Annotated in this window: 38 protein-coding genes; 1 reads left to right on the top strand and 37 read right to left on the bottom strand. The window is 33.9% G+C overall.

Annotated elements, in window-relative coordinates:
* Positions 1–21 precede the first annotated feature (21 nt).
* A complete protein-coding gene (locus tag C0J27_RS01560; RefSeq protein ID WP_115585446.1) occupies positions 22–2736 on the top strand; it encodes an AAA family ATPase in 2715 nt (904 codons plus the stop codon).
* Between the two features lie 56 nt (positions 2737–2792).
* Here C0J27_RS01560 and C0J27_RS01565 read toward each other — a convergent pair whose 3' ends face one another.
* The 37 genes from C0J27_RS01565 to rplC form a co-directional block, all read right to left on the bottom strand.
* Positions 2793–3443: a hypothetical protein gene (locus C0J27_RS01565; protein ID WP_115585447.1), complete on the bottom strand. Its 651-nt coding sequence runs from the start codon at positions 3441–3443 to the stop codon at positions 2793–2795.
* A 635-nt stretch (positions 3444–4078) separates the two neighbouring features.
* Positions 4079–4903 (bottom strand): hypothetical protein, encoded by an 825-nt coding sequence (locus C0J27_RS01570; protein ID WP_115585448.1) that lies wholly within the window; start codon positions 4901–4903, stop codon positions 4079–4081.
* A gap of 321 nt (positions 4904–5224) precedes the next feature.
* Entirely contained in the window at positions 5225–5692 is a 468-nt protein-coding gene (locus C0J27_RS01575; protein WP_115585449.1) for a hypothetical protein, read from the bottom strand.
* Positions 5693–5866: 174 nt separating this feature from the next.
* Complete coding sequence (locus C0J27_RS01580) at positions 5867–6607, bottom strand: thioredoxin family protein (protein ID WP_115585450.1); 741 nt, start codon at positions 6605–6607, stop codon at positions 5867–5869.
* A 116-nt stretch (positions 6608–6723) separates the two neighbouring features.
* Entirely contained in the window at positions 6724–7350 is a 627-nt protein-coding gene (locus C0J27_RS01585) for a hypothetical protein (protein ID WP_115585451.1), read from the bottom strand.
* An 8-nt stretch (positions 7351–7358) separates the two neighbouring features.
* On the bottom strand, positions 7359–9695 hold the full coding sequence (locus C0J27_RS01590) for a hypothetical protein (protein WP_115585452.1): 2337 nt from the start codon (positions 9693–9695) through the stop codon (positions 7359–7361).
* Between the two features lie 14 nt (positions 9696–9709).
* Complete coding sequence (locus C0J27_RS01595) at positions 9710–10954, bottom strand: hypothetical protein (protein ID WP_115585453.1); 1245 nt, start codon at positions 10952–10954, stop codon at positions 9710–9712.
* A 273-nt stretch (positions 10955–11227) separates the two neighbouring features.
* On the bottom strand, positions 11228–11473 hold the full coding sequence (locus C0J27_RS01600) for a NifU family protein (protein ID WP_115585454.1): 246 nt from the start codon (positions 11471–11473) through the stop codon (positions 11228–11230).
* A complete protein-coding gene (gene rplQ, locus C0J27_RS01605) occupies positions 11464–11820 on the bottom strand; it encodes a 50S ribosomal protein L17 (RefSeq protein ID WP_115585455.1) in 357 nt (118 codons plus the stop codon). Before rplQ ends, C0J27_RS01600 begins: the two co-directional genes overlap by 10 nt.
* Positions 11821–11852: 32 nt before the next feature.
* Positions 11853–12896: a DNA-directed RNA polymerase subunit alpha gene (locus C0J27_RS01610; RefSeq protein WP_115585456.1), complete on the bottom strand. Its 1044-nt coding sequence runs from the start codon at positions 12894–12896 to the stop codon at positions 11853–11855.
* A 29-nt stretch (positions 12897–12925) separates the two neighbouring features.
* Positions 12926–13495 (bottom strand): 30S ribosomal protein S4, encoded by a 570-nt coding sequence (gene rpsD / locus C0J27_RS01615; protein WP_115585457.1) that lies wholly within the window; start codon positions 13493–13495, stop codon positions 12926–12928.
* A 25-nt stretch (positions 13496–13520) separates the two neighbouring features.
* Positions 13521–13904, bottom strand: coding sequence for a 30S ribosomal protein S11 (rpsK, locus tag C0J27_RS01620; RefSeq protein WP_115585458.1), 384 nt, complete (start codon positions 13902–13904; stop codon positions 13521–13523).
* A 22-nt stretch (positions 13905–13926) separates the two neighbouring features.
* Positions 13927–14316 carry a 30S ribosomal protein S13 gene (gene rpsM / locus C0J27_RS01625; protein ID WP_115585459.1) on the bottom strand — a complete coding sequence of 130 codons (390 nt, stop codon included), beginning with the start codon at positions 14314–14316 and terminating at the stop codon, positions 13927–13929.
* 32 nt (positions 14317–14348) lie between these two features.
* Entirely contained in the window at positions 14349–14465 is a 117-nt protein-coding gene (rpmJ, locus tag C0J27_RS01630) for a 50S ribosomal protein L36 (protein ID WP_115585460.1), read from the bottom strand.
* A 31-nt stretch (positions 14466–14496) separates the two neighbouring features.
* On the bottom strand, positions 14497–14721 hold the full coding sequence (infA, locus tag C0J27_RS01635; protein WP_115585461.1) for a translation initiation factor IF-1: 225 nt from the start codon (positions 14719–14721) through the stop codon (positions 14497–14499).
* On the bottom strand, positions 14718–15485 hold the full coding sequence (map, locus tag C0J27_RS01640; RefSeq protein ID WP_115585462.1) for a type I methionyl aminopeptidase: 768 nt from the start codon (positions 15483–15485) through the stop codon (positions 14718–14720). The genes infA and map overlap by 4 nt, the downstream gene beginning before the upstream one ends.
* Before the next feature lie 5 nt (positions 15486–15490).
* Positions 15491–16168, bottom strand: coding sequence for an adenylate kinase family protein (locus C0J27_RS01645; protein ID WP_115585463.1), 678 nt, complete (start codon positions 16166–16168; stop codon positions 15491–15493).
* Complete coding sequence (secY, locus tag C0J27_RS01650; protein WP_115585464.1) at positions 16165–17481, bottom strand: preprotein translocase subunit SecY; 1317 nt, start codon at positions 17479–17481, stop codon at positions 16165–16167. The genes C0J27_RS01645 and secY overlap by 4 nt, the downstream gene beginning before the upstream one ends.
* 3 nt (positions 17482–17484) lie before the next feature.
* On the bottom strand, positions 17485–17925 hold the full coding sequence (gene rplO, locus C0J27_RS01655; protein ID WP_115585465.1) for a 50S ribosomal protein L15: 441 nt from the start codon (positions 17923–17925) through the stop codon (positions 17485–17487).
* Positions 17909–18436 carry a 30S ribosomal protein S5 gene (rpsE, locus tag C0J27_RS01660; RefSeq protein WP_115585466.1) on the bottom strand — a complete coding sequence of 176 codons (528 nt, stop codon included), beginning with the start codon at positions 18434–18436 and terminating at the stop codon, positions 17909–17911. The genes rplO and rpsE overlap by 17 nt, the downstream gene beginning before the upstream one ends.
* Positions 18437–18471: 35 nt before the next feature.
* Positions 18472–18828, bottom strand: coding sequence for a 50S ribosomal protein L18 (gene rplR / locus C0J27_RS01665; RefSeq protein ID WP_115585467.1), 357 nt, complete (start codon positions 18826–18828; stop codon positions 18472–18474).
* A gap of 16 nt (positions 18829–18844) precedes the next feature.
* Complete coding sequence (locus C0J27_RS01670) at positions 18845–19390, bottom strand: 50S ribosomal protein L6 (protein WP_115585468.1); 546 nt, start codon at positions 19388–19390, stop codon at positions 18845–18847.
* A gap of 16 nt (positions 19391–19406) precedes the next feature.
* On the bottom strand, positions 19407–19805 hold the full coding sequence (gene rpsH / locus C0J27_RS01675; RefSeq protein WP_115585469.1) for a 30S ribosomal protein S8: 399 nt from the start codon (positions 19803–19805) through the stop codon (positions 19407–19409).
* A gap of 16 nt (positions 19806–19821) precedes the next feature.
* Complete coding sequence (rpsN, locus tag C0J27_RS01680; protein ID WP_115585470.1) at positions 19822–20127, bottom strand: 30S ribosomal protein S14; 306 nt, start codon at positions 20125–20127, stop codon at positions 19822–19824.
* Positions 20128–20144: 17 nt separating this feature from the next.
* Positions 20145–20705, bottom strand: a complete 561-nt coding sequence (gene rplE / locus C0J27_RS01685) for a 50S ribosomal protein L5 (protein WP_115585471.1) — start codon at positions 20703–20705, stop codon at positions 20145–20147.
* A gap of 26 nt (positions 20706–20731) precedes the next feature.
* A complete protein-coding gene (gene rplX / locus C0J27_RS01690) occupies positions 20732–20998 on the bottom strand; it encodes a 50S ribosomal protein L24 (RefSeq protein ID WP_115585472.1) in 267 nt (88 codons plus the stop codon).
* Between the two features lie 13 nt (positions 20999–21011).
* Complete coding sequence (gene rplN, locus C0J27_RS01695) at positions 21012–21377, bottom strand: 50S ribosomal protein L14 (RefSeq protein ID WP_115585473.1); 366 nt, start codon at positions 21375–21377, stop codon at positions 21012–21014.
* 9 nt (positions 21378–21386) lie between these two features.
* Positions 21387–21629 carry a 30S ribosomal protein S17 gene (rpsQ, locus tag C0J27_RS01700; protein WP_115585474.1) on the bottom strand — a complete coding sequence of 81 codons (243 nt, stop codon included), beginning with the start codon at positions 21627–21629 and terminating at the stop codon, positions 21387–21389.
* A complete protein-coding gene (gene rpmC / locus C0J27_RS01705) occupies positions 21619–21825 on the bottom strand; it encodes a 50S ribosomal protein L29 (protein WP_115585475.1) in 207 nt (68 codons plus the stop codon). The genes rpsQ and rpmC overlap by 11 nt, the downstream gene beginning before the upstream one ends.
* A gap of 2 nt (positions 21826–21827) precedes the next feature.
* On the bottom strand, positions 21828–22238 hold the full coding sequence (rplP, locus tag C0J27_RS01710) for a 50S ribosomal protein L16 (protein WP_115585476.1): 411 nt from the start codon (positions 22236–22238) through the stop codon (positions 21828–21830).
* 21 nt (positions 22239–22259) lie between these two features.
* Positions 22260–22904: a 30S ribosomal protein S3 gene (gene rpsC, locus C0J27_RS01715; RefSeq protein WP_115585477.1), complete on the bottom strand. Its 645-nt coding sequence runs from the start codon at positions 22902–22904 to the stop codon at positions 22260–22262.
* A 17-nt stretch (positions 22905–22921) separates the two neighbouring features.
* Positions 22922–23272 (bottom strand): 50S ribosomal protein L22, encoded by a 351-nt coding sequence (gene rplV / locus C0J27_RS01720; RefSeq protein ID WP_115585478.1) that lies wholly within the window; start codon positions 23270–23272, stop codon positions 22922–22924.
* Positions 23273–23347: 75 nt separating this feature from the next.
* Positions 23348–23611: a 30S ribosomal protein S19 gene (gene rpsS, locus C0J27_RS01725; protein ID WP_115585479.1), complete on the bottom strand. Its 264-nt coding sequence runs from the start codon at positions 23609–23611 to the stop codon at positions 23348–23350.
* Positions 23612–23643: 32 nt separating this feature from the next.
* Positions 23644–24459: a 50S ribosomal protein L2 gene (gene rplB / locus C0J27_RS01730; protein ID WP_115585480.1), complete on the bottom strand. Its 816-nt coding sequence runs from the start codon at positions 24457–24459 to the stop codon at positions 23644–23646.
* Between the two features lie 17 nt (positions 24460–24476).
* Positions 24477–24818 carry a 50S ribosomal protein L23 gene (rplW, locus tag C0J27_RS01735; protein WP_115585481.1) on the bottom strand — a complete coding sequence of 114 codons (342 nt, stop codon included), beginning with the start codon at positions 24816–24818 and terminating at the stop codon, positions 24477–24479.
* A complete protein-coding gene (gene rplD, locus C0J27_RS01740) occupies positions 24809–25468 on the bottom strand; it encodes a 50S ribosomal protein L4 (RefSeq protein WP_115585482.1) in 660 nt (219 codons plus the stop codon). Before rplD ends, rplW begins: the two co-directional genes overlap by 10 nt.
* 3 nt (positions 25469–25471) lie before the next feature.
* A complete protein-coding gene (gene rplC, locus C0J27_RS01745; protein ID WP_115585483.1) occupies positions 25472–26095 on the bottom strand; it encodes a 50S ribosomal protein L3 in 624 nt (207 codons plus the stop codon).
* Between the last annotated feature and the right edge of the window lie 14 nt (positions 26096–26109).

Here is a 26109-nt window from a genome sequence, read left to right on the forward strand (position 1 = left end):
TAGAAGAAAGCGCCATTTTCTATGATTCCAAAAAAGATTCAAATCAAAAATTTTTTAAGTTATGGATCTGAACCTCAGACCATAGATTTTCTTAACTACAATCTTATTTGTTTATCAGGCAAAAACGGGCATGGCAAATCTGCATTGCTTGATGCAATTACCTGGGCTGTTTGGGGTCAAGCACGTAAAACAACCGGAACCAGTAAAGCTGATGAAGGTTTAGTGCATCTTGGCCAAAAACATATGCTTGTTATTTTTGACTTTGAAATCAATGGTCAAAATTATCGTATTCGCCGAGAATTTATAAAAACACAATCAAATCCATTTTCTGCACTTGATTTTGGCATAGTAAAAGAAGATGAATCATTTACTACGTTAACTGACAAAACAATTAAAGCAACTCAAGCAAAACTTGAAAAGACTATTGGCATATCGTATGAATCGTTTATCAACTCAGCTTTTTTACGTCAGGGACAAGCGAATGAATTTTCAAAAAAATCAGCTAAAGAGCGTAAAGAAATTTTAGCAACTATTTTACAACTTGAGCGCTTTGAAGATTTAAAAAAAATTGCAGTAGAAAAAGGAAAAGCTCTTCAGCTCAACGTCATTCAAAAACAAAGTTTACAAGATCGTATTACCAATGAAATCAGTGAACTTGAATCTGCATTACAAGAGATTACAAATTCTTTAGAAAAACTTTCATCAGTTGAACAACAAGAAAAAGATTACCTACAAATCATCATTGATGATGAAACTAAAAAAGATCAATTACAAGAAGAACATAAAAAGTATGAGTTTATACAACTTCAAATAAATCAATATTCTCAGCAACGCAATGAAATAGAATCACAAATCGTACAATGTAAAAAAACATACGATTTTATTGCAAGCCAACAAATTGACATAAAAAATATCAAAGCTATTGAAAATCAACAGAAACAACTTCGAGAAGCTATTTCACTGCATCAAGAAAAACTTAACAAACGACTTGAGCTTAAAGACCAATATCTCAATTTACAAGAGGAAAAACAGAAGGTCGAAACTGAATTATCACAAGAAAAATTAGAGTTCATACAAAAACATGAAGTGAGCAATAAAGTCCTTATTGACCAAATTCAACAAACTCAACAACTCTTACAACTTCATGAAAAAAAACATGCAGAGCTTACAACTGAAATAGCCCATGAACAAATAAAAATACATGCTCATGAAAAAACTATAACAGAGCAGCACGGTATTATTGAAAAATTAACAACTCATGAAAAAGCATTTGAAGAACATAAAAATAAGTTTCAAGCCCTGAAAGCCCAAGGTATTGTAGTCGATCAACAAATTTCTGACTTGCATATAAAAAATAAGTTTTCATTGGAACATCAAGATCCAAGTTGCCCGGTCTGTGAACAAAATTTATCAGCATCTCGCAAAAAATTTTTAGAGCAAAAATTTATAAAAGAACAAATTGATGCCAAAGAACTGCTTGAAACTATTAAATTACAAGCCATTCAACTCCAAAAACAACTTGTAGAGGAACACGCACAGCTTGCAATTTATAAAAAAGAAAATGAAGATCTTACCAAATTGATCTTACAAACTGATGCAATGAAGAGCCAAATTACAAAAAACATTGCCCAATTAAACTCACAGCAAGAACAGATTGTACATACGCGTAAACTCATTGAAAATTTACAACAAAAGCTTGTTGCTGATCAAATTGTTCAAAAAAAAGCAGAAACAATCTGCTTAAATCCTGACAAAGAACGTTTATATGAAACTTTAATAAAAAAAATTGATGTTTTAAAACAAACTGCTCAAAAGTTAGCATATGACAAAGAAGCTCATGAAAAAGATTATAAGTTACTCCAAGAAACAGATCTACAACTTGCAAGTTACCAAAAACTTCAAGACCAGTTAGCTGAACAAGAGCAACGCCTGAATCAAATTCAGGCTCTGCAAGAACAGTCTACAAAAATTACAAGCTTAATAGATTTGTGCTCGAAAGATTTTCAAGCTCTCCACAAAATTCCAGAGCAATTGACACAGCATATACAAATTATGCTTGCACACAAACAATCACTTCAAGCTCTTACAAATGAAAAAGCAGCTCTCTTACAGAAAAAAACTATAGCAGATCTTCAAACAACAAAACTGCTTTCGCTACAAAAAGAACATGGTGATCTTGATACCCAAATTAAACTCCTGCATGCAGAGGTTATCGATTTTGCTGAAATTGTAAAAGCTTTAGGAAAAGATGGATTACAAGCTCTTTTAATAGAAGAAGCTTTACCTGAAATTGAACAAGAAGCAAATATACTACTTGCGCAATTAACTGATAATCAAACTCAAATTTATATCGAATCATTACGAGATCTTAAAAAAGGCGGAAGCAAAGAAACACTTGATATTAAAATATCAGATGCTATCGGACTACGGCCATACGAAATGTTTTCTGGTGGTGAAGCTTTTCGTATCGACTTTGCATTGCGTATAGCAATTTCTAAGCTACTTGCACGCAGAGCTGGTACAAGCCTTCAAACGTTAATCATCGATGAAGGATTTGGGTCACAAGATGATGAAGGCTTACAATTAATCATGGATAGCATTTTAAAAATTCAAAGTAATTTTGCCATGGTTATTATTGTCTCTCACCTGCCAAGCATGAAAGAACAATTCCCCGTTCAATTTATTGTTGAGAAAAAAGCATCAGGTTCTGTCGTAACCATTATAGAACAAGGGTAACAAAAAAGGCCCTGTGTAAGTGACTTACACAGGGCCTTTTTCACATTAAATACTAATTATTTTTGATCAGCAGTTTTTTCTGATGTATAAAATACATAACCGTATACGTAATATCTTGCAATTGCTGTTACAGCTAGAGCTGTTGCAACTACCGAAGTAACAATCACTGCTTGTTGGTTTTCTTCAACAAAATTTGCTGTTGCTGCAGTCATTTCTGAAGTTTTTTCACCAGCTTTTGCATAAAGATCTGCTGAAGTTGTTGCTACAGATGAACCTAATTCAGAAGCTTTTGCTGAAACAGTTGTACCAAATTCTGATGCATTTTTAGCCACTGAATTTGCTAATTCGGTTGTATTTTTAAGAGCTGAATTTACAAGATCAGATGATGTTGTTGCTACAGATGAACTAAATTCACAAGCTTTTGCTGAAACATTTGTACCAAATTCTGATGCATTTTTAACCACTGAGTTTGCTAATTCAGTTGTGTTTTTAACAGCTGAGTTTGCAAAATCAAATGATACTGTTACTGCAGACGAACCAAATTCAGATGCTTTTGTTGAAACAGTTGCGCCAAATTCTGATGCATTTTTTGCTACACAAGCTACAATATCGTTTGCTTTTGTAAAAAAACTTTCTTCTGGCAAATCAGATGCTCTCACAACAGAAGATAAACCTGCTAACATAAATAATACTTTAAAATTTTTCATATATTTCCTTATTATATTTTGCATATATTATATATGCTATTTTATAGGTAACGAACTTTAATATTTCTAAATTATTTGTTTACAACTCTCAATTCAAATTAATGTTTTTATGTAACTTTGAATCATGCTGTAACCACATCAATATCATATCAGCTGATGTATGAATTGTAAAAAGCCCTCTATCTTTTTTTATTTTAAATTCACAAAAAGACTTCTGAATCATATTTTTCAAGAATTAAAGATACCATACATGAGTAAAAAACATGGTAAATATCACCATGAAAATAGATGTTAATTTCTTTGCTGCCATGATTTTTTTAAACTTTACTTACATAAAATTTTGTATTTTAGACGGTGTGAACTAAATTTAAACATTAAGATACATGCCTGCGATATCGCTGAGCTCATCTTTGGAAACATGGGTGGCAGAAGTCACTTTACGCTTTTTTATGTGAAAAAAGAGTGCATCAGGCATACTGGCCTGCAGATTCTCGGAGTTTTCATAAAAAACATAGGGTAAAACTTTAGAGTGAAAATTTTGACCACAGAATCTAGCTTTTATATTGTCGAAGTTTTCAAAGAAAAAAGGCCCTGTGTAAGTAGCTTACACAAGGCCTTTTGAAATTAAATACTAATTATTTTTGATCATCAGTTTTTGCTGATTCATAAAATACATAACCGTATACGTTGTATCTTACAATTGCTGTTACAGCTAGAGCTGTTGCAACTACAGAAGTAATAATCACTGCTTGTTGGTTTTCTTCAACAAATTTTGCTGTTGCTGCAGTCATTTCTGAAGTTTTAACACCAGCTTGAGCATAAAGATCTGCTGAAGTTGTTGCTACAGATGAACCTAATTCAGAAGCTTTTGTTGAAACAGTTGTACCAAATTCAGAAGCATTTTTAGCTACTGAGTTTGCTAATTCAGTTGTATTTTTAACAGCTGAATTTACAAGATCAGATGATGTTGTTGCTACAGATGAACTTAATTCTGATGCTTTTGTTGAAACAGTTGTACCAAATTCAGAAGCATTTTTAGCTACTGAGTTTGCTAATTCAGTTGTATTTTTAACAGCTGAGTTTACAAGATCAGATGATGCTGTTACTGCAGATGAAGTTACTTCTGAAGCTTTTGCATATAATTGAGTCATATAACTTTCTTTTGCAACTGATTCAGTTACAGCTTCTGTTACTGATTCTGCTACAGGAGCAGCTACTTCTACAACTACATCAGAAGCATTTTGTAAGTAAGAAGAAGCTTTTTCTTGAGCGTTCTTAGCTAAACATGCTAAAACATCTTTTGCTTTTGTAGCATTTTCTGTAATTACTTCAGTAGCTTTTGCAGCGTTTGCTGAAATTACTTGAGCTGCTTTTGTAAAAAAGCTTTCTTCTGGTAAATCAGATGCTCTTACAACAGAAGATAAACCTGCTAACATAAATAATACTTTAAAACTTTTCATATATTTCCTTATTATATTTTGCACTTTTTATAGTATGTGCTTTTACATGCGTAATTAACTTTAATATTTCTAATTTTTTTTTATAACGATCAATTGAAAATTAAATAATCCTTGTTATGTAAGTTTGAATAATATATTAACCACATCAATATCATACCAGCTAATTTATTAATTGTAAAAAGGCCTTTATAATTTTTATTTTAAATTCATACAACAGCCTTTTAATCGCTATTTCAAAAATATCTATACATGGTATATCAATAAAAAATCCCCTGTTTTTTTAAACAAGGGACTTTTGAATATTGCGATAATAATTAATACTTAGTTCTTTGGTTGCATCATTTTTTTAAGCCTTACTGGGGATATAAATGAAATAGTAGAACATTTAGTATCACCACACTTAGAAGTTGAACAACTCATTTGTACAGGTTCTATTACATTTCCAAATATATCTATCCCCGGATGAAATTCAACATCCATTGGACCAACTTTTTTAATAAAAGATTTATCTGCATGTAATAGATGAGCTAAACCAAAAGCTTTAAACCTACCAGTTGTTTTTATAGCATTGCGAGGAAGAACTGAAAAATCTTTATTAAAAACCGTATCATTATAACCGCCCTGTTGCTCTCTTTTTACTTGTCTTTCATGTGCTAATGATGCGTGTGCAAACATTTTTGCAGCTAATTCTTCTACAGAAACTTCACTTGCTACAACCTGAGGTGTAGAAAAAAATGCTCCAACTACATAGAGCGATATAACAATTTTATTTACTGCTAATTTTAACATATCTCATACCTTTTTTAAGAAATAACATACTTTACTTATTTTTTATAATACCAAACTGAAATGATTTTGTAAAAATATATAAAAACTCGATACTAAGTGTACTATGCTGGCATAAAAAATCCCTCATCAATTACAATGAGGGATCAATAATATCTTTCTTAAACTCGTTACTGCTTACAGTAATTTTTGAATTGCTTGGATAAAGCCAATTTTACTTCGAGAGTATTGTAATTCAATACGTTTTCCATGTTTATAAAAAACCACAGTTGGATACGCACGAACACCTAATTGATCAACAATTTTTCTATTAGCATCACCATCAACTAAAATAAATTCAAACTGATCTGCAAACTCTTTTGCAATTTCTATAAATATCGGCTTAAAAACTTTACACGGTGGGCACCAAGTCGTAGAAACTAAAATCACAACAGGCTTAGACGCTTTGCAAACATCTGATAAAAAGGTATCAGCGTCATGTTGTTTTTCGCCATTATCAAAATTAGACAAAGGCTTTCTTGTTTCTTGATAACCAGCAACGTTAAATTTTTTCGCAAGATACTTCATAATATCTTCACTTTCTGGCATGCTTACGTTTGCATCTTTATCAACTAAATAAGGAGCTTGTGTTCTACCACTGATAGTTTTAAGGAGTTCTTTATTGGCAGGAATAGCTGCATCTATAAATTCTACTTTTTCTAAAAGATTATATTTTTCTAAAAACAGTCGAACGTTAACACAGTATGAACAACCTTCATACATAAATAATTGAATTTTTGACGCCACAATTTGCAAACCTGATTCTTTTTTTTCATTCATAATAACATCTTCTTTTTTAATTTCATCTTTTTGATCAGCATATAAACTTACTAAGCAGATCACTGCCGCAAGTAATACAACAATTTTAAATAATTTCATGCTTATATTCCTTTGTAACAAAAGTTGCTCTATTCATAAAAATAAGCATATCGAATCATCTCAATATTGCAAAAGGATGACCCCGTTCTAAAACACTATATTTTTATAAACAAAAATTATAGCTCTTCTTGCTCATCAAGCCTCTTTGTATTATCATGAATCGTTTGTAATAATAATTTACATTGCTTAAGCCATTGCTCAGCTACTTCTTTTGGAATAATGCGGGTATAAAATGGTTTATAGGATTTTTTCATCCATTCTTGATACGCTTTTACTTCAACTGGATCTTCTTTATTTATAAATGTTTTTGGATATATAGGAGTTACTTCAAATATAATGTTTCCAAATTTATCATTATAAAGCCATGTTCCAAATTGCTGAAAAGCTTCTCCTGAAGTAGACCATAATAAATATTTTGTACCTATCCAATCTAAATGGCCATCTCCTTGCTCATAAAAAATGGCTGGATTTTTTTCGTTCATATCTTGATTCCAATAAAAACCAAGATCTTTCTTTATAGAAATATGTAATTTTAATTCTTGCGATAATGCTAATGTTAATAATAAATCAAACCGTTCACTATATTCTTGTATGTCTTCATTTGCTATTTCTGTTTGATTATTATTTAAATTAAGAAAAATAGAAGTTCTATAGCAACAATCAATAACATCGTTGGTATTGTGCAGATTGATAAAAAAATATTCTGAGCTATTTAAAATAAACTTTAGCATATCGTATTTCATAAAAAACCTTATTTTTTTAAAATTTTACCAGATTCAGTAACTACTTGCTCTTTTTGCAAAGCATTTTTTAGTTTTTGAGGTACTTCTTTCCAATCAACAACATATCCATGATATTCACTATCTGCAGTTTTTTTAAGAACAACAAACTTATCTCCTTCGATTGCTATACGTTGCTTAGAATCTTTAACAGCAAAAGATTTATTTAAACATGCTTGCCCGTCAACAGGTGGCTTGCTAATGCTCCCAGTACTGTTTATATGATGTTTTGGCGATGGCTTAAATTCACCATGAGGGTATGCTTTGTTCCATTCAGCAGATCCCTTAACTGGGACAGAAACTGGTAAAGGTTTATTACGAGAAGCAACATTTCCTTTTTTTAAAGATTTACCACTACTTTTTAGGCTATTTTTTGGGCCAGAAGATAATGATTTGCCAGATGATTTCATCGACACGGCTATCTGTTCGCCCGTACCGTCTACTATCGCAATCAAGTTTCCACATTTGCCTGGTACCATTTTAGCTCGCTTACCAAGCAAATGTGGTGGAATTGAACTTTTGATTTCACTTGCCATACCCACAAGCTCTTTGCCTATAAATTGAGATAGGCTTGCTACTCCATTCATAATTTTAGCTTGCACCATGCGATTGAGTGAAAACTCCGTCAGGTCTGCAACATTATCTTCCATTGATTGTTGAGCCATGGTATTAATAATATCATGAACATTTGCGATAATACTTGAAGAAATTTTACTAATTTTTGCTGCATTTTGCTCGCTACGAATTTGAGCTCGGCTTTTATCTTCTAACTTACCAGTCGTTATAAGATCATAAAAATCATATACATAATCAGACATATAAGCTGAAGCTGAGTGAGTCTGTGCAGATGAACAAACATGCAATAAATTATCTCCAGTTACTCTAAAATTATCTGCAATCTCACCTAATGTTTGACTTGGCTTATTATAAAAATTTTTACCTAATTCAAGCACCTTACCAACAACTCTATCAACTCCTTTATAAACACCTGCACCAATTTTTTTGCATGCTTGCATTTCATAATCAAGGTCATATACCGTTTCTCGATACATGTTATACATATGATTAATATCCGTCACCGCTGCAGCTTGCTTAATATAACCTAATTGATTTAACTGCTGAGCAGATACAGCGGTATTACAACTTTGTTTTATAAAATCATGAATAATAGACTCGTAGACATGACCTGTCTGCATACCAACAGAAAATTCTACAATCTTCAAATTTTCTTGCAGCAGGCAGTGTTGAAAACTTGTCCCCTTCATCGAATCAAATGCGGTGTAGTTAATCTGATTAGCCATCATAAAGCCACGAACGTCCGGACTTACATAATAGGTACTCTGTTGCAGTTTATTTGATTTCAGCTGCTCAGATGATTGCGCTAATGCTTTTTGACGCTTTTCAAGTCTTTGCATATGGGCAGTATCAAATGGCGTCGCAGATTTTGGATCATACGCTGTAAGTGAAGTTGTATATTCATGCATAAGCGAATCAATATCATTTTGAGTAACAGCGTGTGGTTGTTCAGCTTGTGATTTTTGTGGTGTATCATTTGTTGCATGATCATACAATGCATCAGATTGCGCTTGATATTCAGCGCGTTCTTTATCAGATTCTGCACTAAGAGCATCAAGCATTGATTGTAAAGATCCTTGTGCTAATTCAACCGTCATGTTATTAGTTGCTTGCTCAAGCACTTCTACAAGTTTATCTATTTTCTCTCTTTGCTCTTGCGTTAATGCTTTATCATGCTTACTTGCAATATCATCACGAATTTTGTCGCCAATAACTTGCGGCACTTGATATTTGCTGTGTTGATAGTTGTCACTTGTGTTTTTATAAGATGGGTTTCCATGAGAATCAAGGTCATGTGGTCCATTAAATGAGGGTACAAATGACCATGCATAGTCCCAATAACTTTGGGTTGAAGGTGTTTGATTTTCAGGCTTTTGCGGACCGTTATCAGATTGAGAATCTCTATCATCATGTTGATGAGAATCTGAAGGTTTATTATTTTTATTATCATCGTTATCAGATAAATTGTGAGGAGAATTATTATCTAACCCAGAACTATTATCCCCTGAATTTTGACTATCTTGCTGACCATCAGATTGATTGGACGATGAAGACGGTGGTGTTGAATTAGAATTCATATCGTTAGATTGCCCACCATCTGTCGGTGTATTATCATCAATAGTTTGATCATCAGAACTATCTTGAATATCTGATTGAGGACCCGATGGCGGTGAGGATATTTCTTTTTTACGTGGAGTTCTCCATAAAAGACGATCGGCTATTCTTTCGCCCAAACTTCTATCAGCTGCTAACGAATCTTTATATTCTTGTTTCTTCTGTTTTCCCTCTGCTTTTTTTTCTTTTTATCAGCTGCATTCTTTTCTTTTTTTTCTTTCTTTTTTGCTAGCTCTGCCGCCTCTTGAGCTGCTTTTTCAGATTTTTGTTGTTCGTGGGCTTGCTTATATTCATTATTAACTTCTCGAACAGCTTCTTCATAAGCTTTTTGGCGAAGTTCATCTTGTTGAGAAGACACATTGTTATCATATCCAGCCTGAGAACATTTTTGTAAAAATCTTTCGTAACAGTCTTCGTCATATTTTTGAAGCAATTCATTCATTTTTGAGCTATTTGGATACGGATTATTCATATGAGAATTACCCAATGATGTTTGTATCCCATATGAAGTTTTTTCTTTATCTTTTCGCTTTTCTTCAAACGATGGCGGCGTTGGTTTTTCAAAAGATTTATTTTTATCATTACCCTTTGCACTATCAGCAGCTTCTTGAGTAGGATCAAATTTAAAATCACCAAAAACACTTGGAGTAAGATTTGCTGTCCCAACATACATAGTATCAGATGACATATGCACCTTAATGCCTCCATCATTATTAGATGTATCTGATGTTGAAGAATTCGTTGTGTTTACACTATGAGTTGATTGTTGTGAAGTTGCAGCTTGAGCAGAACTATCTGAGCTATTTTGTGAGCTATTTTGACTTGAACTCTGTGGTGACGAATCACAAGATCTTTGTTGTGATTCATAAGAATTACTTTGAGAATTACTTTTTGGCTGATCCAAAGAAGATCTCTTAGATTCTCTAGCCTCTCGCTTAGCTTCTTTCGCTTCTCGTTTAGCCTCTTTTTTTGCTTCCTTTTTTTCTTTTTTATCTTTGCGAGAGTAAAGAATCATGAGATCTGCAAGATCTAAAAAATCTACATTTCCATTACCATCTAGCAATTCTGCTTCTCGTAACAATAAAAATAGATAGATATAATTCATAATATCATCATGAGTATCGTCAATATTTTTTTTCAGCGTAGTTATTCTTTTTTGATAAGCGCTTGCAGCATATTGACTTACAGCATACGGATGCGCAAGGTACAAGAATTTTTTTTTATTTTCTTGATCCATTAATTTACTATTTTCAGATTTTTTTGATGCAAAAAATTTGCCTGCTATCAAGGCAGCTACTGCCTCATTATCTGGTGCTGCTATATCGACCGTGCTAAGACAACATACTATAAGAAAAAACAACGCACGAATCTTCATCATACAAAATTCCATTTTATAAAAAACAACAATACATATCTTTAAAGATTGCCGTTGTTTTCTAATAAGTCAAATTTAAAAATGCTTATAACATTGATTGAATCAGCATAATCATGACACATAGAATTTAAAAAATGAAAGTGTCAGAATAATATTTCAGTATGATATACATAGAAAATAAAATGTGCTCATAAGCCACATGCTATTTGAATAGATAATTTTTTAGACCAATTTTAGACATAAAAAAAGAGAGCTTTTACAACTCTCTTTAATTTTTTAATCTTCAACGATAATTCTTATCGCCGGATTAATTGTTTTTTGTAATCGCTGCTCTAATCCAAATGTAACGGTATAAAAAGAAAGAGGACATGTATCACATGCCCCTTTTAAACGTATTACTACGTTATAATCTTTCACGCAAACAAGTTCGATTTCGCCGCCGTGTGATTGAACATACGGCTGCATTTGTTCAAGCTCTTGTCGAACTTGAACAAGCAACTGATTATTGTCTACTAAACCCATTGCAAACGAGACATCGATGCAGTATCACTTTGACGTTTGCCTAAAGGCATAATTCTTGTGTAACCACCTGGACGATCAACGTATTGCGGTGCTATTTCTTTAAATAATTTTAATAAAGCGTCTTGGCTATAAGGCAACATTGCTAATGCGCGACGACGTGGATTGAATTCGTTGCCTTCACGAGCGATTGTTACTAACTTCTCTGCTAAGCGACGAACTTCTTTTATCGTTGCTGTCGTTGAAGTAATATGACCAAAATTGATAAAATGAATAACTTGGTTTCTTAAAAAAGCTTTACGATATGAACCTTTCATATTCAGCTTTTTTTTACCACTTAAATGTCTCATGCTTTAAATCCTTCTTAGTTGCTATTGTGCGTTTACTTGCTCTGTTTTTGTAATGCTTTAACAACAACTTCTTCTTTGATATCCATTCCAAGACGTAAACCTAAAGAACGTAATATTTCTTTAACTTCGTCCAGAGATTTTCTACCAAAATTTTTAATTTTTAAACCTTCATCTTCTGTAAAATTCACCAAATCGATAACTCGACGAATATCAGCATTGATTAAGCAATTATGTGCTCGTGCAGAAAATTCTAATTCATCAATTGGTTTCATTAAAAGCTCTAGAGAAACACCTTTAAGACCAAAATCTTCAATTTCAGCAACCTCAACAGTATTAACAGTGCTTTCTTGTCCAGAAATCTCATTGAATGGAATTTCAGAACCAACTAAAAAGTTTTCAAGTTGTGTACGCAATACGGAAACAGCATAGTTTAATGCTTCTACAGGAGTAATCGCGCCGTTGGTTGTAACTTCAAGTGTCATTTTATCAAAATCAATGTCTTTACCAACACGAGTTTTGTCAACATTACATGTTACATTTCGTACAGGAGAAAACATTGCGTCAAGATAAATACGTCCATCTTCTTGCAAAGATTGACCGATTGGCCATTGAGCAACTTGATAACCTCTTCCAGATTCTACAGTAAATTCAATTTCAAGAACGCCGCCTTGAGATGTGTGAGCTAGAACATGATCTTTGTTCACAATTTCAAGATGTTCGTCACAAGTTATATCAGCAACTGTTACCGTTTTCGGAGAAGAAACTGACAATCTCATTTTTCCAGCTGTATTTGTTCTATTTTTAATAACAATTTGTTTAATGTTTAAAACAATTTGCATTATATCTTCAACTACGCCTGGAATTGATGAAAATTCGTTATTGACACCTTTAATAACAATAGACGTTACAGCTGTTCCTTCAATAGCACCAAGTAAAACACGACGCATCGCGTTACCAAGTGTTACTCCAAAACCAGGCTCTAGCGGCTCTGCTACTAATTTACCAAAACTAGCTGACATTGTTTGTCTATCCCAGCCTAATTTAGGTAATGTCAATGGTTTATATTCTCTACTCATAATAATTGCCCTAACCCTTAATTAAACGATTATTTAGAGTATAATTCAACAATCAAATATTCTTCAATTGGCGCTTGTAAATCTGCACGAACTGGTAGACGTAAAACTTTACCAGCACGATCTTTTTTAATTAACTCAAGCCATTCTGGAACTTTGATTCCAATACTCATACGTTTATCAACAACCTGCTCTAACATAGCGCTATTTTTTAATGCACGATCAGTTAAAGATACAACATCATTTACACTTACAAATGATGATGGCGATGTTACTTTTCTACCGTTAATTTTGATATGACCATGAACAATCATTTGACGAGCTTGCGCACGAGATGTTGCCATTTTCAAACGGAAAACAACGTTATCAATTCTACGTTCAAGTAAATTAAGTAAGTTTTCCCCAGGTGCACCTTGAGACGCATTTGTTGCTAATGAGAAAAAACGACGAAATTGCTTTTCGCGCATACCGTACATTTGTTTTACTTTTTGTTTTTCTTCAAGCTGCTTACCATATTCAGAAACACGTTTAAATGCTTTTTTAGCTGGTTGATTTTCAGGAGATGTTCCGTCAGCTTGCGGTTTTGCATTCATTTTCATCATAAATCTATCCGTAATAAATTATTTGTTATACACGACGTTTTTTTGGAGGACGACAGCCATTATGAGGTAATGGAGTCACATCTCTTAAAACAGAAATATTTAAACCTGCTCCTTGAAGAGAACGTACAACTGAATCACGACCTGATCCAGGACCTTGCAAGTTAACTTCTACAGATTTAATACCCATTAAAGTCATGTCTTTTGCCAATACTGATGAAATCTGTGATGCAGCAAAAGGAGTACCTTTACGAGATCCTTTAAATCCTGATTTTCCAGCGCTTCCTGATAAAATCACATTTCCATCTTCAGTCGTAATTGTAACAAGCGTATTGTTAAATGTTGATTTAACGTGAACAACAGCGCTGCTCAATTGACGTTTGACTTTTTTGGACTTCTTTTTGTAAGCCATTATTCCCTTTTATCTATCTATACTATTTTTTAGATATTTTTCGTTTTAATGCAACTGCAGAACCAGCTTTTTTAGGACCTTTTTTTGTTCTTGCGTTTGTTTTTGTACGTTGACCACGACAAGGTAAACCTTTTTTGTGGCGCGATCCTCTAAAAGAGTTAATCTCTTGAAGACGTTTGATATTCATCACAACTTCTTTTCTAAGATCACCTTCAGTTGGGCAATATTCATTCACTGCTTTTTGAATAACTGCAACATCTTGATCTGTTAATTCTTTAACACGAAGATCAAAGTTAATCTTTGCATTGTTTAAAATATCTCTTGAAGATTTTAATCCAATACCATACACATAAGTCAACCCATATTCAATGCGTTTACTTGCAGGTAGGTTTATACCTGATATTCTTGCCATATATTACCTTTTATATTGTACCTACTTTTATCTTAACCCTGACGTTGCTTATGACGAGGATCTTTTACGCAAATAATTCGTACAATTCTATCTCTTCGTACGACTTTACAATCTCCGCACATTTTTTTTATTGATGTTCTTACTTTCATAGTCGCATCTTTCTATCTATCAAGGTGTTAATTAACTTTTATATCGTCTTACAATTCTTCCACGAGTCAAATCATAAGGAGATAGCTCTAAAGCTACTTTGTCTCCTGGTAAAATACGAATATAATTCATACGCATTTTTCCAGAAACGTGTCCTAATATAATATGACCACCATCTATAACAACTCTAAACATTGCATTTGGAAGCGTTTCTTGAACAACGCCATCAATGCAAACTATATCTTCTTTTTTACTCATACGCATTTGCCTTGTAATCTTGTTAAAATTTCTGGACCATTTTGTGTAATTAATATCGTATCTTCAACATGCATTGCTAGACTTTGATCTATTGTTTCCACAGTCCATCCATCTTTCATAACATGAACATCATAGCTGCCTATGGTCAACATTGGTTCAATTGCAAATGTCATGCCAGCTCTCAGAATCATACCAGTTCCTTTTTTACCAAAATTAGGAACGTCTGGTTCTTCATGCATTTTCTTACCAATACCATGACCTGCAAAATCACGAACAACACCATATCCCTGTTGTTCAATTACTTGCTGTATTGCGTATGATATATCAAATAATCTATTGCCTACAACAGCTTGGTCAATTCCTGCTTGTAATGCTTGTTTTCCAGTATCTATAAAACGTTGAGTTTCTGCAGACACTTGAACATCCCCCACAATAAAAGCTCGAGCCATGTCAGCACAATAACCTTTCCATGCTGCACAAACATCGACTTTTACCAAATCACCTTTTTGTAAAATAACTTGATGTGAAGGAACTCCATGAACAACAACTTGATTTACTGAGATACAACAAACATGTTGATACCCCATATAACCTTTAGTTTGAGATACTAATTGATTATTTTTTAAATATGTTGCAATCCACTGATCAATCATCAAAGTAGTTGTACCTGGTTGAATGACTTCTTGAATGATTTCAAACATTTCAGCAAGGAGCTTTCCTGCTGTTTTCATCTTAAAAATAGCATCTTTGCTTTTTATTATCATAATGATTAACTATTCGAAAGTTTACTAATATTATTAAAAACTTGATCTATAGACTCTTCTGCATTAATTACAAGAATCTGCACACCCTTATTCTTATAATATTGTAACATATCTTTTTCATGTTGATAATAGACATCTAGACGATTTTTTAAAGTCTCTCTTGAATCATCAGTTCGATGACTCAAGAAACTATCACATTTATCACATTTCATGACTTCTTTTGGCTGTAGCCCACTCTTGGCATCTGTTGAATAAACTTGTTGACAAGATTTGTTACTACATACAATACGAGATAAAATTCTATCCATTAAAATATCTGGATTAACTTGAAAATTAATTACGAATGTTTCAAAATCATGAAATTGCACTTGTAACATTTTATCAACAAAAACAGATTGTTCTACCGTGCGAGGTGTACCATCAAATATTATGCCATTTAAATTAGATTGATGAGTTACAATCCACATTTCTATCATTTGCATAATTATTTGATCGGGAACAAGATTACCGCTTTGAATTAACAAAGCGATCTCTTGTCCCAAATCTGTTTTATTCTGGATGTGTTCACGACAAACATTTCCAGTTGATAAATGCTTCCAATTAAATTCTTTTTCACATAGAGCAGAAACAGTGCCTTTTCCTGCTCCTGGTGGCCCTAGAAATATAACTGCCTTCTTTCTCATGAACGTACAGCCCCACCCTTTGATCGACCATTACGAAGGAAGCCTTCATAACGACGTTCAATTAAATATGATTCAATTTGATTTGATAATTCTAATGCAACCCCAACTACAATCAGCATTGATGTTCCTGATTCTTCAAACGGAATGTGGAATACAAATTGTAATATTGCCGGTAAAACTGATAATGTTGCAAGATAAATTGCACCAACTAAACCGACTCGAGTTAATGTATAATTAAAATAATCTGCAGTCTGCTTTCCAGGACGTAATCCAGGAACAAAGCCACCACCTTTTCTAATATTTTCAGCAAGTTCAACAGGATTAACAAACAATGCTGTATAGAAAAATGAGAACATAATAATTAAAAGAAACTCTACAACATAAAATAATGGTCCACTATAAAACCCAGTTTGAAGCATCATTTGCAATGATGGAAAGTACGCTGAAAGCATTCCTGCAAGAATTAACGGTACTCGCAAAACAGTTCCTGCAAATATTACTGGCATAATTCCTGCACTATTTATTTTGAAAGGTATATAAGTGCTTTGACCACCATATACTTTATTTCCAACCATTCTACGTGCATAATGTACAGGTATTTTACGGTCAGCTTTTTCTAAATAAACAATTCCTGCAGTAATTAATATGTATGCAAGTAAAACAGCTAATGCAAAAATAATATGAACATGGCCTTGTTGAACCATATGCATAAGTTTTAATGCATGAGTCGGGTATTGAGATACAATACCTGCAAATATAAGTACAGAACTTCCATTTCCAATTCCGTGTAGAGATATTTGATCACCCATCCACATAACAAGCATTGCGCCTGCAGTCAATGTAAGAACAAATAGTATTCTAAAGCTCCACCCCGGAACCAGAACTAAATTATTTGCTTCTAAGAAGATCGCGTACGAAAAACTATACGCAACACTCAGTGCGAGTGTTAAATATCGCGTATATTGATTAATAATTTTTCGACCATATTCGCCTTCTTTGAGCAGTTGCTCAAATGAAGGTATTGTCATTCCCAAAATTTGCAACATAATCGAAGCTGTTATGTAAGGTGAAATACCTAAAGCAAAAACAGTACAACGACTTAATGCGCCTCCTGAGAAAATGTCAAAATAACTCAACAAACCACCAACCCCTGATTTTTGTTGCATTAAATCTGACAGCATAGGAACGTTCACACCAATAACTGGAATGTATGTTCCTAAACGATTAATAATCAAAACTCCCAGCATGAAAAATATTTTTTTTCTCAATTCTGAAACAACAAAAATGTTGCGAAAGCTTTTCAATAAAACCACGGCTTATCTCCCTTGTATGATCTTCGCCTCACCGCCTACTCTTGTGATTGCTTCTATTGCACCATTACTGAATGCATCAGCTTCAATCGTCACTTTTTTAGATAAATCACCTGTTGCTAAAACTTTCAGCAACCAACCTTTTTTAAGCAATCTTTTTTCAATCAACATTGCTTTTGTTACAACATCACCATCATTGAAAGCTGCTTCAATTTGACGAATCGTAACAATATCAATTTTGGTAGCAAATAAAGCGTTGCTAAATCCTCGTTTTGGTAAACGACGAGATAAAGGCATTTGTCCGCCTTCAAAAGAAGCTCTTACGCCTCCGCCTGAACGAGCATTTTGACCTTTACCACCTTTTCCAGATGTTCCGCCACGGCTTCCGCCTCTACCAACACGTTTTCTTTTTTTTGTAAGACCAACTAAACTATTGAGCTGCAACATCTTTTCCCTTAATGATTTCTTCTGTTGTTTTTCCACGAAGGTTTGCAATGTGTTGAAGAGAACGTAGCTTAGATAAAGCATTTAACGTTGCTTTTACCACATTTTGACTACAAGATGCACCCAATGATTTTGCAAGAACATCTTTAATTCCTAGAGCTTCCATAACAGCTCTTACTGATCCACCTGCAATTACGCCAGTACCTTTAGATGCTGAACATAACATTACAGTGCTAGCGCCATGCTTACCTAAAACATTATAAGGAATAGTTCCACCACGTAGAGATATTTTTATTCTATCTTTACGTGCTTTTACTGTTGCTTTTGCAATAGCAGAAGAAACTTCTCTACTTTTACCTAAAGCTATTCCAACGCTTCCTGCTTGATCCCCAGAAACAACAAAAGCTGAAAATGCGAAACGTTTTCCACCTTTAGTAACCTTAGTTACACGGCGAACGCTTACAACACTTTCAAATGAAGTTTCTTCTTGTTTTTGAACAATTTTTTTATTCATATCTTTTCACCATTATATACTGCTAAATAATCTAATTATATTTTTAGACCTGCTTCACGCAAACCATCTACAACTGATTTTACGCGACCGTGATACAGATATCTTCCTCTATCAAAACAAGCTTCTGTGATACCAGCTTCAATTGCTTTTTTAGCTAAGTCCATTCCGACTAAGCGAGCTTTTGCTGTTTTATCGCCTTCAGCATTTTTTAATGTCAAAGTAGATGAAGAAACAATTGTTTTTCCAGCTACATCATCTATAAGTTGTGCATAGATGTTTGTTAAGCTTCTGAAAACAATTACTCTTGGTTTCCCAGCAGCTGACATCTGGACTTTGTAATGCACTCGCTCTGCGCGACGCTCACGATTTTTTTGCAATTTTCTTTGATTCATATCCAAACCTTAGCTTTTATTTATCGCCTTTTGTTTTACCTGCTTTGCGCACAATTACTTGGTTCGCAAATCTAATTCCAGTTCCTTTGTAAGGCTCTGGCAAGCGCAATGCGCGAATTTTTTGAGCAACATCGCCCGCCAAAAACTTATCAGTTGAAACTACAACTATATTTTGTCCTGTTTTATCAATTTCAACAGTAACATTTTCAGGTAAAGTAAAGTTAATTTTATGGCTATAGCCTAAAGAGAAAACAATTTCATTGCCTTGCAATATACCTTTAAAACCAAGACCAACAATCTTAACTTCTTTTCTAAATTTTTCACGAGAACCTGATATTTCATTGAATACCAACGCTCTATGTAATCCCCAAAACTTGGTGTTTTTATCATCGTTTGGATTAACAAGGCTAATTGCTAATTGATCACCTTCTAGAGTCGCTTTTAGACAGCCTGGTAGTACGTGTGTACCTTCAGCCTGAGGTCCTTTATAATTAATGTTTTGTCCATCAATACTAACGCTAACATTAGCTGTTGATATTGATCGTCGACCAACTTTAGACATGCACGAATCCTTTCAACTACCACACTGTACAAATAATTTCACCGCCAGCACGAACTTTTTTAGCTGTTTTATCAGTTATCAAACCTTTGTTTGTTGATAAAACAGAAACACCAAGTCCACCAATAACTGGTTTAATGTTTCCAATTCCAGCATATACTCTACGACTAGGTTTACTTATACGTGTAATTTCATGAATCACAGATTCATTATCTACATATTTTAAAACTATTTTAATTTGTTTTTTAACAACATCGTGATCATTTAATACTTCAATAGCACCAATGAACCCTTCTTCTTGTAATACCAATGCAAGATCATATCTTAATCTTGAATATGATGTTGTTACAGAAGGCTTCGAACGCGCAATTGCGTTACGAATAACTGTTAAAAAATTTCCTATGATATCAATTGACATAACTTTTCCTTATTCTCTACCAACTAGCTTTTCTTACGCCAGGCAATAAACCGGCTGAAGCAAGATCACGAAAAACAATACGAGACACACCAAAAAATCTTAAAAATCCACGAGGACGACCCGTTTGACTGCAACGATTTCTTACTCTTACAGCACTTGAATTTTTAGGCAGATCTGAAAGCTTTGCTTGAGCAGCCATACGCTCTTCCAGCGTTAATGAAAGATCAACAGTTGCTTTTTTTAATGCAAGACGGCGATCTTTATATTGCTCAACCATGCGTATTCTTTTTTTATTTTTCTCTACAGAAGACTTCTTCGCCATATACGAATCCTATAACCTTAACTGTTTTTTTGAGCAAATGGCATACCAAAACTTTTCAGCAATGCATATGCATGTTTGTCATTATTTGTTGATGTTTGGATAGTGATATTCAAACCATATATTTTGCTAGCTGTGTCATAATCCACTTCTGGAAATATAACCCACTCTTTAATACCAATGTTATAATTACCACGACCATCAAGTTTTACAGGTAAACCACGAAAATCTCGTACTGTTGGTAAAGACAAGTTAATCAACCTATCGAGAAATTCATACATTCTGTGTCGTCGCAATGTAACCATTGTTCCAAGTGGCATTCCAGCTCTAATTTTAAATCCTGCGATAGATTTTTTTGCGATTGTACGAACTGATTTTTGTCCTGCAATAGAACTTAAAACTTCTTCAATCTTTTTTAAAACCTTGCTATCGCTTACAGCTTCTTTTACACCGATGTTCAAAACAATCTTAGAAATCTTTGGAACTTCCATGATATTAGACAATGCTAATTCTTTTTGCAACTGAGCAACCAATGTATTTCTGTAAAATTCCTCTAAGCGTGGTTGATATGCCTTGTTCATTTAATAACCCTTATGACGCCTTGATATTATTTTCTATTTAATTTACTTAATCTAACAGGCTGTCCAGTTAAACTATCAACTGGCAAAACATTTGAAATGTGAATAAAAGCTTCACGTTTCTGAATTCCACCAACTTCACCTTGACGCTTAGCTTTAACGTGGCAGGTAATTATATTAATACCTTTAACTTTGACTTTATCATTTTTAAAATCAAAAGCCATTATTTCGCCTTGTTTGCCTTTGTCTTTGCCTGTTAAAACAACGACTTTATCATCTTTTCTTAACATTTTCATATTCTTATTATTCCTACAAAACTTCTGGAGCTAATGAAATTACTTTAGCATAACCTTTTGCACGAATTTCTCTAGCGATTGGTCCGAAAACACGAGTTGCAAGCATTTTACCATCTTTAACAATGATACCAGCATTATCTCCAAAGCGGATATAAGAACCATCTTTTCTGCGAAACTCTTTTCTTGTGCGTACTATTAATACGTCAACAACATCACTTTTTTTAACAATTCCATTTGGAACTGCAACTTTCACAGCACATTTAATTAAGTCACCTAAATAAGCATAACGCTTATGTGTACTTCCTACAATATGAATACATTGTAATAATTTTGCGCCTGAGTTGTCAGCTACTTCAAGAAAAGATTCTTTTTGAATCATAGTGCTACCTTATTTAACAACGCGATGTAAATACATGAATTTTGTTTTTGACTTTGGAGCACCGATGTAAAATTCTACAGTATCACCAATTTTAGCCAATGATTGCTCATCATGAACTTTATACTTAGTTGCTTTTTTCACAATTTTATTAAACATCTTATGCTTAAAAGATCTTTCGAATTTGACAACAATAGTTTTATCCATTTTGTCAGAAACTACTTCTCCAAGCATAAGCTTTTTTTTAGTTTCCATGAGCTGTTTCCTGTTGTAAAAGAGTTAAAGTACAAGCTAAGCTTTTTCTTAACTTTCTAACTAAATTAATATCTTTAACTGGCTCTGACATTTTCTTCATTTTTAAACTGAAGATTTCTTTTCTAATTTCATTTGCATAAGCAGTTAGCTCTACAACTGATAATTTTTTTAGCTCTGTTTTAAAAGCTTTACGCATAGCTAATCTACCTTCTTGACGAATTGTGTTTTCATAGGAAGTTTATAAGCAGCTAATTTAAAAATAGCTTTTGCTCTTTCTTCATCTACTTCTGACAATTCAAAAATAATTCTTTCTCTTTTAACAACAGCAACCCAGAATTCTGGATTACCCTTACCTTTACCCATACGGGTTTCAGCAGGTTTTTTTGTTACAGGCTTATCAGGGAAAACACGAATGAAGAGTTTACCTTCTTTCTTGATTTCACGAGAAATTGTCATTCTAGCAGCTTCGATTTGCTGTGCCGTGAACCAAACTGGTTCAAGAGCACGCAATCCGTAAGTACCAAAAGCTATTTCACGAGCTCCCTTAGAAAGACCTTTCATGGTCCCTCTTTGTACTTTTCTAAACTTAACTTTTTTTGGCATTAACATAGGAACTCTTTCTCTACTTTGTTAAACAAGCTGAAAATCACCCTTACAAATCCACACTTTGACACCAATAATTCCATATGTTGTTAATGCTCTTGCATAACCATAATCAATGTTAGATCGTAAAGTATGTAACGGAACAGAGCCCATACGAAGCCACTCAGCACGAGCGATTTCAGCACCGTTCAGACGGCCTTTACAACAAATCTTAATACCTTGAGCATTAGATTTCATTGCTGAAGTACCAGCCTTTTTCATTATTTTCTTGAAACTTGCTCTTTTTACTAATTGATCAGCAATATTTTTTGCAACAAGAACTGCATCTATTTCAGGATTTTTAATTTCTTCAACTGAAATATCTACACTTGCTACATTCAACATTTTTGATAAATCTTTACGTAGATTATCGATTTCTTGTCCTTTTTTACCGATGACAAGACCTGGTCTACTTGTATGTATAATAATACGTACATTATTTCCAGTTTTTTCGATTTCTACACGAGAAAGCTCTGCTGTTTCAAGTGCTTTATCTAAATATTTTCTAATTTTTAAGTCTTCAAGTAATTCTTTTGCATAAGAACCTTTACGACTGTCGCGAGGAAACCACTTTGCATCCCAATCACGATACACACCTACGCGAAAACCAATTGGATTTACTTTTTGTCCCACCAAGTTTCCTTTAAAAATTATTTAGTACTGACTATATTAATTTGTTCAAGTACAACTAAAATGTGACTTAAACGTCTTCTTTGTATTGACGATCTACCCATTGCTGATGGTTTAAAATACTTATGCGTTGGTCCACCATCGATTCTGATTTCAGCTACTTTTAAATCTGTCACAGCTATTTGTGACAAATTTTTAGCGTTCGCTGCAGCTGATTCTATAGCTTTTTTAATAGGTATAGATTTTTCTGCTGGATACACAGATAACCAATCTAGAGCGTACTGAACGTTCTTTCCCCTTACAACGTCTACAATTGGACGTAATTTGTAAGGAGAATATTTTATATATCTGGCTATTGCTTTAAATTGCATGTCTAACTTTCTCTATAATAATATTCTAACACAAAAACAGTGTAACTCAAACTTTTAACCAAGTTGGGTTACAAATTATTTTTGTCCGCTATGAGCTTTAAATGTTCGAGTTGGAGAAAACTCGCCCAAATGATGTCCAACCATGTTTTCTGTGATGAATACATCTAAGAACTTTTTGCCATTATGAACAGCAAAAGTAATTCCAACAAAATCAGGTAAAACTACACTTGATCTTGACCAAGTTTTTATAGTTTCTCGTTTATTACCTGCTTTTAACTTTTGCACTTTTTTCATCAAAGAAGGGTCAACAAATGGCCCTTTTTTTGCGGATCGAGACATATCGTCATCCCATTCTTTTTATATATTTACTTTTATTTGCGTCTTCTTATGATCTTTGAATCTTTACGTTTACGAGTTCTTGTACCCTTACAACCTTTACCCCAAGGAGTCATAGGATGTGATCCAGATTTAGATCTACCTTCACCACCACCATGTGGGTGATCAACAGGGTTCATAGCCATACCACGTACAGATGGTCTAATACCACGATTTCTTGATCTTCCAGCTTTACCCCAAGAAATGTTTTTGAAATCAGCATTTCCTAAAGCTCCAACAGAAGCCCAACAATCAAGATTAATAAGACGAACTTCATTTGAAGGCATTTTCAATGTTGCAAATTCAGCATCTTTTGCAATAATTTGAGCACCACAACCTGCGCTGCGTACAAGTTTTCCGCCTGTTCCTGGTTTCATTTCAATATTATGAATTACGAAACCAACTGGAATTGATCGTAAAGGTAAACAATTTCCAGTAGTCGGTTCAACGTTTTCACCCGCTATAACACGAGATCCAACAGCTAATCCTTCTGGTAAAAGCATATAACGCTTTACACCATTTTTATAAACAACTAGACCAATACGAACGTTTCTGCTTGGATCATATTCTACAGTTGATACAATGCCTTCGATGTTGCGTTCGCTACGCTTAAAATCAATAATACGATATCTCTGAGCAGCACCGCCACCCTGATGACGCATAGTAATTCTACCGTACGCGTTTCTTCCACCTTTTCTTTTCAAACCTACTGTAAGTGCTTTATGAGGAGTAACTTGTGTAATATCACTATTACTCATAAATGTTTGAAATCGCAATGAAGCGTTTTCTGGTTTTCTTGTTACTATAGCCATTCAACTATCCTTAACCGTTATTTTTTTTCAACAGGCTCAGATGAAGAAGCTCCTGCTTGCGTAGCAACATCTCCAAATAAATTAATGTTATAGCCTTCTTTTAATGTCACAATTGCTCGTTTACGAGTTTTATCCGTTGTAATTACTCTAGCTTTAGTCATACGACGTTTGCCTTTGCGAATCATAATGGCAACTTTTTCAACTCTAACTCCAAACAATTTCTCTATCGCTTCTTGAACTAATGGTTTATTAGCTTGCATATGCACTTCTAATACCAATTTTTGCAATGCTTGATTTTGTTTGTAAGCTTTATCAGAAACAACTGGCCCTTGGATAATATCGTATATAGTTAGTTCCATTGTGCCACCATATCTTTAAAGTTGCTAAAATCTTTTTTCAGTACCACTAAATAATCGCTGTTAGATATATCGTATGCATTCAAAGAATCAAATGATATAACTTGAACATTAGATAGATTTCTTAATGATAACCAACTTGCGTAATCATCTCTTTGTAAGAAAATGCTAACTTTTTTACCTGTTACACCGATATTTTGTAATGCTGCAAAACCTACTTTTGTTGATGGTTTGTTATCTTCAAGTTGCAAATTAAGTGATATAATTTTGTTATTATCAGCATAAGTAGCAATTAAAGCTCTCATCACTTCAAATTTAGTACGTTTAGTGATTTTCAAAGTACGAGTTCTAGCTTGAGGTCCGAAAATAACACCCCCACCTCTCCATAAAGGAGATTTAGCTGAACCAGCACGTGCTCTACCTGTTCCTTTTTGCTTCCATGGCTTTCTTGTTGATCTAGCAACATCAGCACGACCTTTACAACCAACAGTCCCTTGACGCCAGTTTTGTAAAAGAGCTCTGATCCACACAGCATAGCTACGTGAAACGTCTTTTTCAGGAACAACTAACTCTAAATCTTTTATAGAAAGAAAATCTATAGCAAAAGATTTATCCGCTGTTGTTTTTGTATCTTTTATATCTTGCTTAGTCATTTTCTATCCACGTTTGCTAAGAAACACTAAAGATCCTGGCTTACCAGCCATAGAACCTTTAACGAGTACTATATTATCTTCTGAACGTACTTGAACAACTTGTAACTTTTGTGTAGTTCTTTGTTTGTCACCCATATGTCCAGGCATTTTTTTACCCTTAATAACTTTTCCTGTTGCACGCATGTTACCAATACTGCCCGGTTTTCTTGAAAAAGTTGAACCATGACTTTTTGGTCCACCGCCAAAGCCCCAACGTTTCATTACACCAGCAAAACCGCAACCTTTTGTAATTCCTGTTGCATCAACAGAATCGTCTTTTGCTAAGATAGTTCCTAAATCGATAGATGATCCTACTGTAAGACCTTCTGGCAATTCAGTTATTGAAATTTCTTTAATAAAAAGACAATGTTGTTTCAGTTTTTTCAACCATTCTGCTGAGAAAGATTGACCTTGATACTTTTTACGTAAACAAGCAACCTGAATCGCGTTATAGCCATCAACTTCAACTGTTTTGATTTGAGTCACAAACCAGCCTGCTGTATTAACAACTGTTACAGGAACAACTTTACTGTCGTCTCCAAACACTTGCGTCATACCGACTTTAAGACCCCAAATACCTTGTATCATTTCTAAAACCTTTC

Source organism: Candidatus Chromulinivorax destructor (assembly GCF_003366055.1).
GTDB classification, from domain to species: domain Bacteria; phylum Babelota; class Babeliae; order Babelales; family Chromulinivoraceae; genus Chromulinivorax; species Chromulinivorax destructor.

Excerpts from the sequence above, each read along its gene's own strand:
- C0J27_RS01560 (WP_115585446.1), top strand. The coding sequence starts at position 22 with ATGATTCCAAAAAAGATTCAAATCAAAAATTTTTTAAGTTATGGATCT.
- C0J27_RS01565 (WP_115585447.1), bottom strand. The coding sequence starts at position 3,443 with ATGAAAAATTTTAAAGTATTATTTATGTTAGCAGGTTTATCTTCTGTT.
- C0J27_RS01570 (WP_115585448.1), bottom strand. The coding sequence starts at position 4,903 with ATGAAAAGTTTTAAAGTATTATTTATGTTAGCAGGTTTATCTTCTGTT.
- C0J27_RS01575 (WP_115585449.1), bottom strand. The coding sequence starts at position 5,692 with ATGTTAAAATTAGCAGTAAATAAAATTGTTATATCGCTCTATGTAGTT.
- C0J27_RS01580 (WP_115585450.1), bottom strand. The coding sequence starts at position 6,607 with ATGAAATTATTTAAAATTGTTGTATTACTTGCGGCAGTGATCTGCTTA.
- C0J27_RS01585 (WP_115585451.1), bottom strand. The coding sequence starts at position 7,350 with ATGAAATACGATATGCTAAAGTTTATTTTAAATAGCTCAGAATATTTT.
- C0J27_RS01595 (WP_115585453.1), bottom strand. The coding sequence starts at position 10,954 with ATGATGAAGATTCGTGCGTTGTTTTTTCTTATAGTATGTTGTCTTAGC.
- C0J27_RS01600 (WP_115585454.1), bottom strand. The coding sequence starts at position 11,473 with ATGGGTTTAGTAGACAATAATCAGTTGCTTGTTCAAGTTCGACAAGAG.
- rplQ (WP_115585455.1), bottom strand. The coding sequence starts at position 11,820 with ATGAGACATTTAAGTGGTAAAAAAAAGCTGAATATGAAAGGTTCATAT.
- C0J27_RS01610 (WP_115585456.1), bottom strand. The coding sequence starts at position 12,896 with ATGAGTAGAGAATATAAACCATTGACATTACCTAAATTAGGCTGGGAT.
- rpsD (WP_115585457.1), bottom strand. The coding sequence starts at position 13,495 with ATGATGAAAATGAATGCAAAACCGCAAGCTGACGGAACATCTCCTGAA.
- rpsK (WP_115585458.1), bottom strand. The coding sequence starts at position 13,904 with ATGGCTTACAAAAAGAAGTCCAAAAAAGTCAAACGTCAATTGAGCAGC.
- rpsM (WP_115585459.1), bottom strand. The coding sequence starts at position 14,316 with ATGGCAAGAATATCAGGTATAAACCTACCTGCAAGTAAACGCATTGAA.
- rpmJ (WP_115585460.1), bottom strand. The coding sequence starts at position 14,465 with ATGAAAGTAAGAACATCAATAAAAAAAATGTGCGGAGATTGTAAAGTC.
- infA (WP_115585461.1), bottom strand. The coding sequence starts at position 14,721 with ATGAGTAAAAAAGAAGATATAGTTTGCATTGATGGCGTTGTTCAAGAA.
- map (WP_115585462.1), bottom strand. The coding sequence starts at position 15,485 with ATGATAATAAAAAGCAAAGATGCTATTTTTAAGATGAAAACAGCAGGA.
- C0J27_RS01645 (WP_115585463.1), bottom strand. The coding sequence starts at position 16,168 with ATGAGAAAGAAGGCAGTTATATTTCTAGGGCCACCAGGAGCAGGAAAA.
- rplO (WP_115585465.1), bottom strand. The coding sequence starts at position 17,925 with ATGTTGCAGCTCAATAGTTTAGTTGGTCTTACAAAAAAAAGAAAACGT.
- rpsE (WP_115585466.1), bottom strand. The coding sequence starts at position 18,436 with ATGAATAAAAAAATTGTTCAAAAACAAGAAGAAACTTCATTTGAAAGT.
- rplR (WP_115585467.1), bottom strand. The coding sequence starts at position 18,828 with ATGAATCAAAGAAAATTGCAAAAAAATCGTGAGCGTCGCGCAGAGCGA.
- C0J27_RS01670 (WP_115585468.1), bottom strand. The coding sequence starts at position 19,390 with ATGTCTAAAGTTGGTCGACGATCAATATCAACAGCTAATGTTAGCGTT.
- rpsH (WP_115585469.1), bottom strand. The coding sequence starts at position 19,805 with ATGTCAATTGATATCATAGGAAATTTTTTAACAGTTATTCGTAACGCA.
- rpsN (WP_115585470.1), bottom strand. The coding sequence starts at position 20,127 with ATGGCGAAGAAGTCTTCTGTAGAGAAAAATAAAAAAAGAATACGCATG.
- rplE (WP_115585471.1), bottom strand. The coding sequence starts at position 20,705 with ATGAACAAGGCATATCAACCACGCTTAGAGGAATTTTACAGAAATACA.
- rplX (WP_115585472.1), bottom strand. The coding sequence starts at position 20,998 with ATGAAAATGTTAAGAAAAGATGATAAAGTCGTTGTTTTAACAGGCAAA.
- rplN (WP_115585473.1), bottom strand. The coding sequence starts at position 21,377 with ATGATTCAAAAAGAATCTTTTCTTGAAGTAGCTGACAACTCAGGCGCA.
- rpsQ (WP_115585474.1), bottom strand. The coding sequence starts at position 21,629 with ATGGAAACTAAAAAAAAGCTTATGCTTGGAGAAGTAGTTTCTGACAAA.
- rpmC (WP_115585475.1), bottom strand. The coding sequence starts at position 21,825 with ATGCGTAAAGCTTTTAAAACAGAGCTAAAAAAATTATCAGTTGTAGAG.
- rplP (WP_115585476.1), bottom strand. The coding sequence starts at position 22,238 with ATGTTAATGCCAAAAAAAGTTAAGTTTAGAAAAGTACAAAGAGGGACC.
- rplV (WP_115585478.1), bottom strand. The coding sequence starts at position 23,272 with ATGCAATTTAAAGCAATAGCCAGATATATAAAATATTCTCCTTACAAA.
- rpsS (WP_115585479.1), bottom strand. The coding sequence starts at position 23,611 with ATGTCTCGATCCGCAAAAAAAGGGCCATTTGTTGACCCTTCTTTGATG.
- rplB (WP_115585480.1), bottom strand. The coding sequence starts at position 24,459 with ATGGCTATAGTAACAAGAAAACCAGAAAACGCTTCATTGCGATTTCAA.
- rplW (WP_115585481.1), bottom strand. The coding sequence starts at position 24,818 with ATGGAACTAACTATATACGATATTATCCAAGGGCCAGTTGTTTCTGAT.
- rplD (WP_115585482.1), bottom strand. The coding sequence starts at position 25,468 with ATGACTAAGCAAGATATAAAAGATACAAAAACAACAGCGGATAAATCT.
- rplC (WP_115585483.1), bottom strand. The coding sequence starts at position 26,095 with ATGATACAAGGTATTTGGGGTCTTAAAGTCGGTATGACGCAAGTGTTT.